Raw genomic sequence first — 11,985 nt, 5'->3', positions numbered from 1 at the left:
AGCGCTCCCAGCTTGTGCATCCGGTCCTCGTCGGGGTGCACCCCCAGCCAGACGGCTCCGAGCCCCTGGGCCTCCGCGGAGAGGAGAATGTTCTCCGTGGCGGCGGCACAGTCCTGGGGCCAGTAGCCCGGATAACGCTCCAGGGCGGGATCGGCGCAGACGGCGATCACCACCGGCGCACGGGGAACCATGCTCGCGTAGGGATGCAGGCGGGGAATCTCCTCCCGGATCGCCCGGTCGGTGATGACGACGAAATGCCAGGGGCGCTGGTTGCCCGCCGAGGGGGCGCTCATGCCCGCTTCGAGCAGGGCACGGATCTGCTCCTCCGTGACGGGCTCCGCGGTGTAGTTGCGGATGCTCCGCCGTTTTAGAATAACTTCCTGGGCCGTTCGTTTCTCTTCCATCATGCATTCCTCCATCCTTCGGATGCGCAAGCGGATGCTCCTGCGCGTCCGCATTCCTTTTCGTTTTGGCAAGGAGCGTTCCTTCTCTCAGGAAGCTCGCAGAAACCGGCTTTGAGAAGCTCACAGAAGCCGACTTTTTTCCTTTTCACATCGCCCATTATCGCCCATTATCGCCCATAAAGACTCTTTACATCCTCTCGCGCCCGTCGTCTCTCCGTCCTTTCCATTCCCCGCTCACCCGTTCTGCGCCGGACCTCCGGCGCTCCTTCGCCTTTCATCGACCACACTTCGAGCGCGCCTCCCCGTTTTTTCCGCGTCAAGGATCAGAGCAGCGACGTGAGCCGTTCCCGAAGGGGCAGACCGTCGTGCCAGGCCTTTCCCACCTTCTCGCCCACCGCCCAGTAGGCATTGTCCGGCATGGAGAGCACGAAGGGACGCACCTTCAGAATGTCCGGCATGCCGTTCGTGAGATAGCGCTCCTCCGTCCAGGTGCCGACCACCTCACCGATGAAGATCAAGTCCGCGGGCAGTTCCACGGTCTTCACGACGCGGCACTCCATGGCGACAGGACACTGCCGGATCAGGGGCGCCTTGCTCAGGGAACCGTAGAACACCTCGAAAAATGCGGATTTGTCCACCTGACGCCCGCTCACGAGGCCCATGAGGTCCGTCTCCGCCACCAGATCCACGGAGGGGATGTTGATGCTGAACTCTCCGCTTGCGACAACACCGTCCCGGGTGGCGTGGTCTCCCAGGGCGACGGCCATGTACGGGGGAGTCATGTTGACCCGGCTGACCCAGGCCACGGCCTGGAAGTTCGCCCGGTCGCCGAGCATCGCCCCCACCAGAACCTGCGGCTGGGGCAGCAGAAAGGCGTTGCCGCCGATGTTGATCTTCTCCAGGTTGATCTTCTCCCCGTCGATCTTCTCCGGGGCGCGCTGTTCCATGCAGTTTTTCTCCATCGCGCATCTCCTCCTCCCTCTCCTCACTCCTCACACCGCTCGGATCGTCACCTCCGTGTCCTCACACCGCCTGGATCGTCACCTCCGTCCAGGCAGTCCCATCCCCTCGGCGGTCACCCCCAATATCCGCTTCGTTCCAGAAATCAGATCGTCCAGGTACGCAAGGTCGTTGTGCACCCGCGCCAGGACGAGCGTTCCCTCGAAAAGGGCGAAGACCGCACGGGCCAAAAGCTCCACATCCGCGCCGGAGTCGATCCGTCCTGCGTCGCGGGCGTCCGAAATCGCCTGGCGGAAAAAGGCGAAATGTCCCGCGAGGATCCGGTGGACCGTGCGGGTGATCCGCTCGCTTCCCTGGACCATTTCGGCTCCCACGTGCAGGTAGGGACAGCCGCAGATGCATCCTCCTCCGGCCCGGCGTTCCACATTGAAGCGACGGACCTGGTCGAAATAGTCGAAGAGGCGCTCCAGGGGGTCTTTTTCGGCGGCGAAGATGCGGCGCATGGCGGAAAGAGAGTGCTCCCAGTGCCCCTCCAGCGCCTGGGCGGCCAGATCCTCCTTGGAGGCGAAGAAATGGTAGAAGCTGCCCTTTTTGACCTCCGCGGCCTGACAGATGGCCTCCACCCCCACGGCGTCGTAGGTCCGGGTCCAGATAAGATCCAGCGCCGCATGCAGCAGGCGTTCTCGTGCATCGCTCGTTCGTCCCACGACACTCCTCCTCCGGCATGTCCGTCTGAAAACGGGCGCGACGTGAAAAGGCGCTTCCGAAATGCTCCCTCCGGCATGTTCTTCTGAACATGCTCCTCCGGAACACGCCTCCGGAACTCTCTTTCGGAAACGCTTCTCCGGATGCTCTTTCTGTAAACGCTTCTCCGGAAGGCTTCTCGCGAAAATGCTCCTCCGCGATGCTCTGCCCGGCAGAGTCGCCCGGTGTGAGGGTCATTATAGTTGACCGTTCGGTAAAAATCAAGCCGCAGTGGAAAATCGGAGACGCCGCAGGGGCTCTCTGCGGGCATCCCCGCGTCCACGGAAAGAGGAAGGGCGGAAGAGAAACGCGACATGCCCGTTTCCATTCTTTATCCTTTATTGCGGGCATCCCCGCGGGGAGGAAGGACACGCAGAAGCGCGAAGGGGTATACTTCGGACGCAGCTCTCCGGCGCGTTCCAGCGAAGCGCGGCGATGCCTTCGGCAAGGCGCTGTTCTCGCCTTCCGCAAAGGCGCGGAAGGCACTCCCCCGGACCGACGAAAGAGAGCGACGGACAAGGAGCGACGAGACACCGAAACCGGAAAAGACGACTGGACGGGAAAGAAGCGCGGAGCGGAAGGGAGGGGGGCGGAGGATGGGAACGTGGCGCAAGGTACCGGTGGAGACGCCCGAGGGCGTGCGGGAGGGCATCGCGCCGCTGGTGCTCTCGGCGAGCCGGGCGACGGATATTCCCGCCTTCTACCTGGAGTGGTTTCTGGAGCGGCTCGACGCGGGATACGCGCGGTGGCGCAATCCCTTCGGCGGGGCGGAGCAGTTCGTGTCGCTCCGGGACGTGCGGGCCTGCGTGTTCTGGACCAAGAATCCCGCGCCGCTTCTAGCCGCGGCGGAGCGGCTGGAGGCGCGTTTTCCCTTTGTGGTGCAGGTTACGGTGAACGACTACGAGGCGGAGGGGCTGGAGCCGGGGGTACCGCCCCTGGCGGAGCGGCTCGGAGCCTTTGTGCGGCTTTCCCGGCGCATCGGTCGGGAGCGGGTGATCTGGCGCTTCGATCCGCTCCTCCTCGGCGGCGGGCTCTCGGCGGAACGGCTCCTCGCAAAGGCGGAGGCCGTCGGAGAGGCCCTCGCCCCCGCGACGGAACAGCTCGTCTTCAGCTTCGCCGACGTGGCGGAGTACCGCAAGGTGCGCGCCGCCCTCGACCGGGCGCGTCTTCCCTTCCGCGCCCCTACCGAGGACGAGATGCACCGCCTCGCCGAAGGTATCGGCGCACTCTGCCGGAAATGGGGCCTTCGGGGGGCCACCTGCGCGGAACGGATCGACCTGGAGGCGTACGGCATCGGGCACAACCGCTGCATCGACGGCGACCTGCTGCGGCGCATCGCGCCACACGACCCGGTGCTGTGCCGCTTTCTGCGCGGCACGACGGCGGCAGGCGCGCCGGAGACGGCGCGGCAGCCCCTGCAGTTTCCCGCGGCCTGTGCGCCGGGAGAACCCGCACCCGGGGCGGCCCCGGCCCCGAACCGAGGAAAGGACCGGGGGCAGCGCGCCGCCTGCCGCTGCATTCCAAGCAAGGATATCGGTGCCTACGGCACCTGCCCGGCGGGGTGCGTCTACTGCTACGCCACCGCCTCGCCCGAGGCGGCGCGGGCGCGCCTGCGGACGCTCGCCCCGGGACAGGACTGCCTGGGAGGGTGAGGGGGCCTGGTGTGTCGCGTCAAAAAAAACTCTGATCAGAAAACGCTGCGCACGTAGGGAGCGCCCTCTCGTGATCGGAGCTTTCCCGGCGGATCGCGGGTCGCATGCCGTTTCTCCCGAATCGGCGGAGCATTTTTCAGAGCTTGTCACATGCAACCGAGCAGCTATTCCGTGGATTCCGACAGGTCAAGGAGGAAGCGCCATGCCGGGACCACGTCGATGGTCCCGGCACCGGCCACGATTCGCTCGTCCTCGTTCCGGGCCACGATGGTTCCGGCGGCAAGCCCCAGCTCGGCCATGGCCTCACTCAAGGCCACAGTCTCCCGTTTCCGCGTCTGCGGGTCCGCCAGAGACTCGCACACCTGGACCAACATGCGCGGCCGGCCGCGCACCGGGACGATGAAATCGACCTCCCGGCCGGTCCTGATTATGGGCACTCCCGGTTATGATTTTTTCTGGATCTTGCCTTATCCGGTCATACATATACCCGGTTCAGCATCAAAGCGTCAGGAATTCTTCCCGGATGCCATTATTTTCCCATATTCGCTCATGCTCCCGGCCCGGACAACTTCCGGTGGCGTCGGGAGCGCCTTCACATGCCCCAGCCTGCCGGTTCTCAAACCAATGTAATCGGGTCACTCCCCTTCTTCAGGTTGCCGTCGTTCAGACGCCTTCCCTTTACACTTCCTTTGAAAAATCGCAACGACGCTGTAGGAACGGCCTGCTAGGCTTCAGAAGAAACCCGGCGATTCCCTAAGAAATCGGTTGCTTGTTCCCGACAAGGACGAGCAGGAATGCGTTACGGAGCATTCTTTTTCCGAGGTGGAATGGGAGCGGATGGGTCCGGAGAAGACGAGGCAGGACGAGGCAGGGCGAAACAAGATGAGATGCAAGAAGACGGAACGAAAACGGGGCCGAGGCGCGAAAAGGCACGGCGGGCCGAGAACGGGGATCGACAAGGAAGGACGTGTGCGGATCATGGCGACGCGGTACGGTAAGGGCTTTGTCAGACACGGAGAGATTGCGGCTTCCGAAGACACCCCCCGGTTGCTTCCGGGGAGGAGCAGGTTTTTCGACCATGTCGGTTTTTGCCATCGTGGAGACTTTTTCTGCCGCGGGAGTTTCCCGGCGTTCCATGACGGACGCGACGGGAACGGAAAAGACTGCGACGAGGCGACATGCGAGGCGTTCGAAATGCGCGGAACAGAGGGGAATGTTCGAAGCAGCGCCTCTTCGGACCGAGACGTTTTAGATCACAGCCCGTCGGACCTGAGTGCTTCGGACCTGAGTTCATTGGACCAAGACGTTTCAGATCACAGTCCGTCGGACTCGAGTTCTCCGGTTCAAGGCGTTTCGGATCGCGTCTCTCCGGAGACTGGCACCTTGAACCGCACCTCTTCAAAACGTGATGCAACACGTGATGCGTCGGCCTGGAGCCGCGGACATGCCGCCGGAGACTGGAGCATGTCCATGGAGGCCTACGGAAGGAAAGAGGAATGCCCGGGCGTCCGCCGGGCCTTCGGCGGAGGGCGTTTCCTCGCCCTGGTGGCGTCGCTGGCGCTCTTCGGGGCGGCGCTTCCGGGGCTGTCGCCGCTTTTGCCCGCTTCGGCGGCGGCGTCAGTGCACTCCTTCGCCCTCGAATCCTTCGTGGCGGTCCCGGGCGGCGTGGCGGAGATCGTCACGGCCACGCCGGACGGGCGATTCCTCTACTACACCAACGCATCGGGGAAAAAGGTGGGCGTTCTTGACATCTCCGACCCGGCGTCGCCCAAGGGACTGCCCTCGCTCGACACGGGCGACGCGGAACCCACGTCGGCGGCGGTGAGCAAGGACGGGCGCGTTCTTCTGGTGGCGCTCCGCAACGGCGACACGGCGGAAAAGGCCGCGCCGGGCACGGTGGCGGTGTACGCTCTCGACGACCCAAAAGCGCCGCGGCATCTGGGGAACATCGCCGTGGGCACGGGCCCCGACTCGCTGGCCGTGACGGAGCGAGACGGTGCGGTGGTGGCGGTGGTGGCCATCGAGGACGAGGAGAGCGACGCCGAGGGCGAGGCGACCTTGGGCGGCAAGCGCCCGGGCCGGGTGGACGTGATCACTCTGAACCTCACCGACGTGGCGGCGTCCCGGGTGGCCTCGGTGACGTTTCCCGAGGAAATGCTCGCGGCGGTTCCGGGAGTGAACTTCCCCGCCGATCCCCAGCCGGAGTTCGTGGCCATCTCTTCCTCCGGCACGGAGGCGGCGGTGACGCTGCAGGAGAACAACGCCACGGCGATTCTGGACATCTCCGATCCGGCGAATCCCAGAGTGAAGCACCTCTTCTGCGCGGGCACGGCGGAGCGCAAGGCGGATCTGAAGAAGGACGGCGAGGTGGCCTTCACCCAGGACTTCAAGGGGCGCCGCGAGCCCGACGCCGTGGCCTACCTCACCGTGAACGGCAGGGAATACCTGGTTCTGGCGAACGAGGGCGACACGGACGTGAAGACCTTCGGCGACGAGGTCTGGGCGGGCGGACGCGGCGTGAGCGTTCTGGACACGGCCGGGGCGGTTCTGTGGGATTCGGGACTCGCTCTGGACGAGGCGGCGGCGCTTTTGGGGCACTATCCGGACGGCCGGTCGCACAAGAAGGGAACGGAGATGGAGGGCGTGACCACGGGGGTCTTTCTCGGGGAGACGCTCCTCGCGGCGGCCTCGGAACGGGGCTCTTTTCTCGCGGTGTACCGCGTGAACGACCCCGCCGCGCCGGAGCTGCTGCAGATCCTCCCCACGGGGATCAGCCCCGAGGGCGTTCTGGCCGTGACGGGCCGGGCCGACGGCAAGGCGCTTCTGGTGACCGCCAACGAGGGCGACGGGACGCTCAACATCTTCTCCGCCCGGGAGAGCGCCCCGGCGGCGGACCCGACGGACCCGCGCATCGTCTCGAAGAGCATTTTCTGGAGCGCCGTCTCGGGGCTCACCACGGACGGAACGTTCCTCTACGCCGTGCCGGACAACGCCTGGGCTCCCTCCCGCATCTGGCGGATCGACATGTCGGGCCTGCAGAACGGCACGGTGGAGGTGGACCGGGCGATTCCGCTCCACAAGGACGGCAAGCCCGTCGCCTATGACCTGGAGGGAATCTGCCGCACCGACGAGGGTTTCTGGCTCGTGAGCGAGGGCAAGACGGGCGCGGAGAACCTGCTGCTCTTCGCGGATGAGGGCGGCGCCGTGAAGGCGGAGTACCCCCTGCCGGAGGCACTGCTCGCCGCGTACGGCGACCCCAAGAACTACGGCTTCGAGGGTGTGGCCACCGCGGACGGCAAAACGGTCTACGTGGCGCTGCAGCGCGGTTTCGATCCGGAGAAAAGCGACGCGGCGATCCTGCGCTTTTCCGTGGCGTCCGGCACGTGGGAGACCGCGGCCTATCCCCTGGAACGGCACTCGAAGGATCCCAAGAAGTTCTGGATGGGCCTCTCCGACCTGGTTCTCGCCGATCCGTCCACGCTGCTCGTGGTGGAGCGCGACAAGGGCATGGGCGGCACCGCGGAGGTGAAGCGCATCTACGCCGTGGACCTGAAGGAGTACACGGACGGAGGCAGGCTCGCAAAGCGGCTCGTCTGCGACATCACCGCCGAGCGGGGGCTGCTGCTCGAAAAGGTGGAGAGCCTCGTTCTTCTGAACGGGCACATGTGGATCGCCACGGACAACGACGGCGCGGGGTGGACCCGTCTGCTCGACCTCGGTCCGGTGCGCTGAAAAGCAGCCGGCGCGGCCTGGCAAAACCGCTCCAGCCGCGCCGGGGCAGGACGTACCGCATCCGCTCCGCCCGGCAAAGGGATGTTACCGTATCGCTCCGGGGCAGCGTGCGCGACGAACCAGCCCCACCCGCCGGAGGCATTTCGCTCAGGCCGCGCCGGGGCAGGACGTACCGCATCCGCTCCGCCCGACAAAGGGATGTTACCGTACCGCTCCGGGACAGCGTACGCGCTCACCGCACCAGGACTCCCCGCGACGCTGCTCCGTCCATCCTGCGCTCCAGATGCAGCATGGACGGAGCAGCGTTTCTTTGCGCCGCCTACGAGCCAATTTCTGATGCTTTGTGACACACCGTTTCCCGGTCGCGTCGTCGCGGTTGTATAAGATATCTTGTACGGTATCTCGCGACAAGCCTCCGCCTTGTGCCGTGCATCGCTCCTTTGCGTCGCTCTTGTTTCCTGCTCTTTCACGTCTGCCCGCTGCACTGCTTTTTCATGCCGCTCCGTCGCGCTCTTTTTGTGCCTCGCCTTGCCTCGCCTTGCCTTGCCTTGCCTTACTCTTCGCATTGGTCTTTCGCGTTATTGCTCGGTGGTGTTCTTTTGTATTGCTCCGCTACCCCCTTCCCTGGGCTTTCCGAAGGGCGTACACTGCCCCTGAAGAGCAGCATGCGGAGATGTCCTCGAAGACAGACACAAGGACAGGGCATCGGGGCTGCTCTCGGCGTACGCCGGCGGCCGCCCCGGAGACATGCCCCCGCACACGGGGACAGCGAAATCACGCAAGCGACATCCGGCGAGGAGAGCAGGGCATGACCCCGCACACAGGGACAGGGAGAGAGGAGCTGAGCGTCATGGCAACGGAGCGGCGCATCAGAGTTCCACAGGGGGTTTCGGAAGAAATTTCCCGGCAACTTCCGGAAACGGCTTCGCTGAAAACGGGAGAGCTTCCGGGAGCGGCTTCGCCGGAAACGAGAGGACTTCCGGAAACGGCTTTGCTGAAAACGAGGAGACTTCCGGAAACGGCTTCGCTCGAAACGAGGGAGCTTTTGGGAGCGGCTTCGCTCGAAACGGGAGGACTGTCGGGATCGGCTTTGGCGGCTTCGCTGAAAACGGGAGAGCTTCCGGGAGCGGCTTCGCCGGAAACGGGAGGACTTCCGGAAACGGCTTCACTGGAAACGGGAGAGCTTTCGGGAGCAACTTCTTTTGACAGGGGTTCGCAAACGGCCTTTCCATGCAGGGGCCGCCGTGACAAGGGCGATGCGCTCCGACACGGAGCCGCTCCGTCACCGCACAGATGCTTCCGCACCGCCGCGGCGGTCCTCTCGGTTTTCCTCGTCGTTCTGACCCTGGCGTCGCTCGGAGCGCCGATTTCCGCACGTTTTGCCCCGGTTCAGGTTCCGGTTCCAGCCACGGCTCAGGCTCAGACTCCGGTGTTGCCGGCGCTGCTCCGTTCCGCCGCGACACTGCTTTTCGTCGTGCCCGCCGACGCGGCCCAGGGGAGCGTGCACGATCCGCTCTCGCCGGAGAACGAGGCGTACATCCGGAACTTCTTCGCGGTCTGGCGGAGCGCATCGACGGAGAAGGCCCACGGGCAGATTCCCGGCTGGCCCCTCTACACCGGGGGCGACTGGTACATGCAGTACCCGCCCCAGTGGTCGGTCCGGGACGCCAATTCCCAGTTTCTCTGGGTATCCGACCCGCGGGGGCTGACACACTTCGTCTTTGCCCAAGCGGCCCAGGTGCAGGGCGGCCTCTCCACGGACGATCTGCGCGCCTTCGTCTTCCAGAAGCTCGTGGGCGGCGCCTCGCCGGTGCTGATCGCCCGGGAACAAAAGAACCCCCTCGCCTCCCTGGGACTCGCCGGGGACGGGGGGCTCATGGACGCGGCCTTCATCCGCTGGATGCACGACAGCGCGGGGAAAATGCTCACCTTCATCCAGATCACGATCCTTGCCCGGAGCCCGCTCTACACGTCGTACCAACTCTTTCTCGAAAGCTGTCCCGAGGCGGAGCTGGTCGCGTCGGCCCGGCAGCTCTTCGACCCCATGATCTACTCGGCGCGGTTCACCATTCCCAACTACAACAGCGAGCTGCATCCGGACACGGACGGAGACGGCTACGCCGACCCCGTGGACGCGGATCCCGAAAATCCCCAGGTGTGGTGACGACACGTCCGGCAGGATTTTGAGATCGGGGTGCCCGGGCGAAAATTCCCAGGTATCAGGTATGGGGACGACACGGGAAATGCTTCCGCATTTCCGGAGCGTTGCGGCGCGGACCTCGGACAAACGATAACGACGCGCATGTCGGACATACAGGCCGAGAGCACGGGAAAGACATGGATGAGAGTACCGGCAACACCACAGGCGGAAACATCGGCGAGAGCGCCGGCAGGAAGAATACGGACAAAGGGCACGGAGTACGGGCGGAGAGGACGAACGACAGGCAGGAGGGCGGTTGCAGGCAAGGTACCAAGCGATAGGAGAGAACATAGGGAACATAAGCCACAGGAGAGAACATACAGGAGAATGACATGGCAAAGCCCCAGGGGAAACACGACATGTGGTGTTACACGGCAACGAAGCGGAGCGCCCGCAAGAAGGTGAAGCGGGCGTCCTCCAAGGCGCGCCGCCGCGCCGAGCGCCGCCGTGAGGACTAGAGGACTGGCCGCGCCGGAGCGAAAGCCCCGGCGCGGCGACGAAATCACCCGAGGACAGGGCGAAAACGTCAAAAGGACAAAGCCGGATGACGACGGATGACGAACGTCAGAAGACGCGTGACGAACGTCGGAAGATTCGACGTCGAAGAACTCACCTCGGAAGACGCGAAACCGGATGACGTCGAAAGCGTCAAAGCCGAAAAGACGGAAAAATCGTCAGAAAGCCCCCGCGCGCAAGGGCTGGGCGGGTCAGAAGCGCCCCTTGCGCGAGGAACGGCTCAGATCGCGCCATCGTCCGCGAGGGCGGCGAGTTCCGCGTCGGAGAGTCCCAAGAGTTCGCCGAACACCGAGGCGTTGTGCTCGCCGAGGGCCGGAGAGGGGGTGCGGACCTTTGGCGGCGTGTCGGAGAGCTTGATGTGGCTTCCGGTGATGACCGTCTCCCCCGCTTTGGGGTGCGACACGGGGACGAACATCTCCCGGTCGCCCGCGATGTGCGGATCCGCCACCACCTGGTCGATGGAGAGGATGGGCGCGCAGGGAACGCCCGCGCCGTCCACTTTGGCGTAGACTTCGTCCACGGTGAGCGTGGTGGTCCACTCCTCGATGAGGGGTTTGAGTTCCGCGTGGTGGGCCACCCGGTCCTTCACGGTGAGAAAGCGCGGGTCCTCCGCCAGGTCGGGGCGCTCCATGGCACCGCAGAGGCTGCGCCAGAGCTTGTCGTTCGCCGTGCCGATGACGAGGCTGCCGTCCTTGGCGCGGAAGGAATCGTAGGGGTAGGTGGATTCGTAGCGGTTGCCGATGCGGGCGGGCACGCGCCCTTCCACGAGGTAGATCATGTTGATGATCTCCAGGCTCGCCACGCAGGAATCCACAAGGGCCACGTCCACCTTCTGTCCCAGGCCGGTTCTGCCGCGGCTGTGCACGGCGGCGAGGATGCCGATGGCGGCGGAGAGTCCCCCAAGCACGTCTCCCATGGCGGTTCCGGTGCGGGTGGGTTCGCCCCCGGGCCAGCCGGTGGTGCTCATGAGGCCGCTCATGGCCTGGGAGATGATGTCGTAGCCGGGGCGCATGCGGTAGCGCCCGGTGTGGCCGAAGCCGGAGATGGCGGCGTAGATGATCCGGGGATTGACCGCCCGGAGGTCTTCGTAGCCGAGGCCGAGTTTCTCCATGGTGCCGGGGCGGTAGTTTTCCACCACGATGTCGGCACGCCGCACAAGGCCGAGGAAGAGTTCCTTTCCCCGGGGGTGCTTCAGGTTGAGCGTCACGCCCTTCTTGTTGCGGTTCAGGTTCATGTAGTAGGCGCTCTCGCCGTTTTGGAACGGCCCCATCTGACGGGTGTCGTCCCCCTTGCCCGCCTCCTCGATCTTGATGACCTCCGCGCCCATGTCCGCCATCATCATGGTGCAGAACGGTCCCGCGAGCACGCGGGTCAGGTCCAGAACCCGAAGCCCGGAAAGGGCTCCCTCCGAATGGGTCATTGTCGCTTTCGCCTCCTCCAGTCGTCTCGTTCACTCGTTCGGTTCGCGCGCAGATGTTTCTCTCAGGGTCTCCTTCAGACGTTTCGTGCAGGTGCAGGGATTTCGTTCACGCGTTTTGCTCGGGCGCGGAAGTTTCGTTCAGGGTCTCCTTCGGGTGTCTCGTTCACGTGTTCCATCCAGGGACAGGTGTTGCGTCCGGACTTGTCGTTCGCGTCTTTCAGTACGGGGCAGGGATTGCGCCCCTGTGGTCCGTCCGAGCGTCTCCTTCGGGCCTCTGCACCCCGCTCCCCGGCGTGCGGCCCGGAAAAAGCCCGCCCTGCGGGGGAAGCCCCACCCTCCGCAGGGGCCGGAGCCGCC

9 protein-coding genes are annotated in these 11,985 nt (G+C 64.9%); 4 read left to right on the top strand and 5 right to left on the bottom strand.

The genetic code is table 11. The annotated features are described in order from the left end of the window. The 3 genes from Q1K49_RS05740 to Q1K49_RS05730 form a co-directional block, all read right to left on the bottom strand. Positions 1-407, bottom strand: a 407-nt coding sequence (locus Q1K49_RS05740; protein WP_300523852.1) for a nitroreductase family protein, incomplete at its 3' end; no start/stop codon positions are given. Between the two features lie 320 nt (positions 408-727). Beyond that, positions 728-1,366 carry a flavin reductase family protein gene (locus tag Q1K49_RS05735; protein WP_300523849.1) on the bottom strand — a complete coding sequence of 213 codons (639 nt, stop codon included), beginning with the start codon at positions 1,364-1,366 and terminating at the stop codon, positions 728-730. A 78-nt stretch (positions 1,367-1,444) separates the two neighbouring features. Beyond that, on the bottom strand, positions 1,445-2,071 hold the full coding sequence (locus Q1K49_RS05730; RefSeq protein WP_300523846.1) for a TetR/AcrR family transcriptional regulator: 627 nt from the start codon (positions 2,069-2,071) through the stop codon (positions 1,445-1,447). A 633-nt stretch (positions 2,072-2,704) separates the two neighbouring features. Here Q1K49_RS05730 and Q1K49_RS05725 point away from each other — a divergent pair. Further along, entirely contained in the window at positions 2,705-3,760 is a 1,056-nt protein-coding gene (locus Q1K49_RS05725; RefSeq protein ID WP_300523844.1) for a DUF1848 domain-containing protein, read from the top strand. Between the two features lie 164 nt (positions 3,761-3,924). On the opposite strand, the gene Q1K49_RS05720 is transcribed toward Q1K49_RS05725, so the two are convergent. Continuing rightward, positions 3,925-4,071 (bottom strand): hypothetical protein, encoded by a 147-nt coding sequence (locus tag Q1K49_RS05720; RefSeq protein ID WP_300523841.1) that lies wholly within the window; start codon positions 4,069-4,071, stop codon positions 3,925-3,927. 1,153 nt (positions 4,072-5,224) lie between these two features. Here Q1K49_RS05720 and Q1K49_RS05715 point away from each other — a divergent pair. The 3 genes from Q1K49_RS05715 to Q1K49_RS05705 all read left to right on the top strand — a co-directional run bounded on the left by Q1K49_RS05715 (position 5,225) and on the right by Q1K49_RS05705 (position 10,150). Beyond that, positions 5,225-7,492, top strand: a complete 2,268-nt coding sequence (locus Q1K49_RS05715) for an esterase-like activity of phytase family protein (RefSeq protein ID WP_300523811.1) — start codon at positions 5,225-5,227, stop codon at positions 7,490-7,492. An 808-nt stretch (positions 7,493-8,300) separates the two neighbouring features. Then, positions 8,301-9,656: a hypothetical protein gene (locus Q1K49_RS05710; RefSeq protein ID WP_300523808.1), complete on the top strand. Its 1,356-nt coding sequence runs from the start codon at positions 8,301-8,303 to the stop codon at positions 9,654-9,656. Between the two features lie 368 nt (positions 9,657-10,024). Beyond that, positions 10,025-10,150, top strand: coding sequence for a hypothetical protein (locus tag Q1K49_RS05705; RefSeq protein WP_300523806.1), 126 nt, complete (start codon positions 10,025-10,027; stop codon positions 10,148-10,150). Between the two features lie 278 nt (positions 10,151-10,428). Here Q1K49_RS05705 and Q1K49_RS05700 read toward each other — a convergent pair whose 3' ends face one another. Next, positions 10,429-11,628 carry a CoA transferase gene (locus Q1K49_RS05700; RefSeq protein ID WP_300523804.1) on the bottom strand — a complete coding sequence of 400 codons (1,200 nt, stop codon included), beginning with the start codon at positions 11,626-11,628 and terminating at the stop codon, positions 10,429-10,431. Between the last annotated feature and the right edge of the window lie 357 nt (positions 11,629-11,985).

The sequence above is a fragment of the Aminiphilus sp. genome, assembly GCF_029975095.1.
In the GTDB taxonomy this organism is placed as follows: Bacteria; Synergistota; Synergistia; order Synergistales; family Aminiphilaceae; genus Aminiphilus.
Note: the sequence above shows the minus strand (reverse complement) of the source record. Positions and strands in the feature narration are given on the sequence as shown.

Coding starts and splice junctions, on each gene's coding strand:
- Q1K49_RS05735 (WP_300523849.1), bottom strand. CDS start 1,366: ATGGAGAAAAACTGCATGGAACAGCGCGCCCCGGAGAAGATCGACGGG.
- Q1K49_RS05725 (WP_300523844.1), top strand. CDS start 2,705: ATGGGAACGTGGCGCAAGGTACCGGTGGAGACGCCCGAGGGCGTGCGG.
- Q1K49_RS05715 (WP_300523811.1), top strand. CDS start 5,225: ATGTCCATGGAGGCCTACGGAAGGAAAGAGGAATGCCCGGGCGTCCGC.
- Q1K49_RS05710 (WP_300523808.1), top strand. CDS start 8,301: ATGACCCCGCACACAGGGACAGGGAGAGAGGAGCTGAGCGTCATGGCA.
- Q1K49_RS05705 (WP_300523806.1), top strand. CDS start 10,025: ATGGCAAAGCCCCAGGGGAAACACGACATGTGGTGTTACACGGCAACG.
- Q1K49_RS05700 (WP_300523804.1), bottom strand. CDS start 11,628: ATGACCCATTCGGAGGGAGCCCTTTCCGGGCTTCGGGTTCTGGACCTG.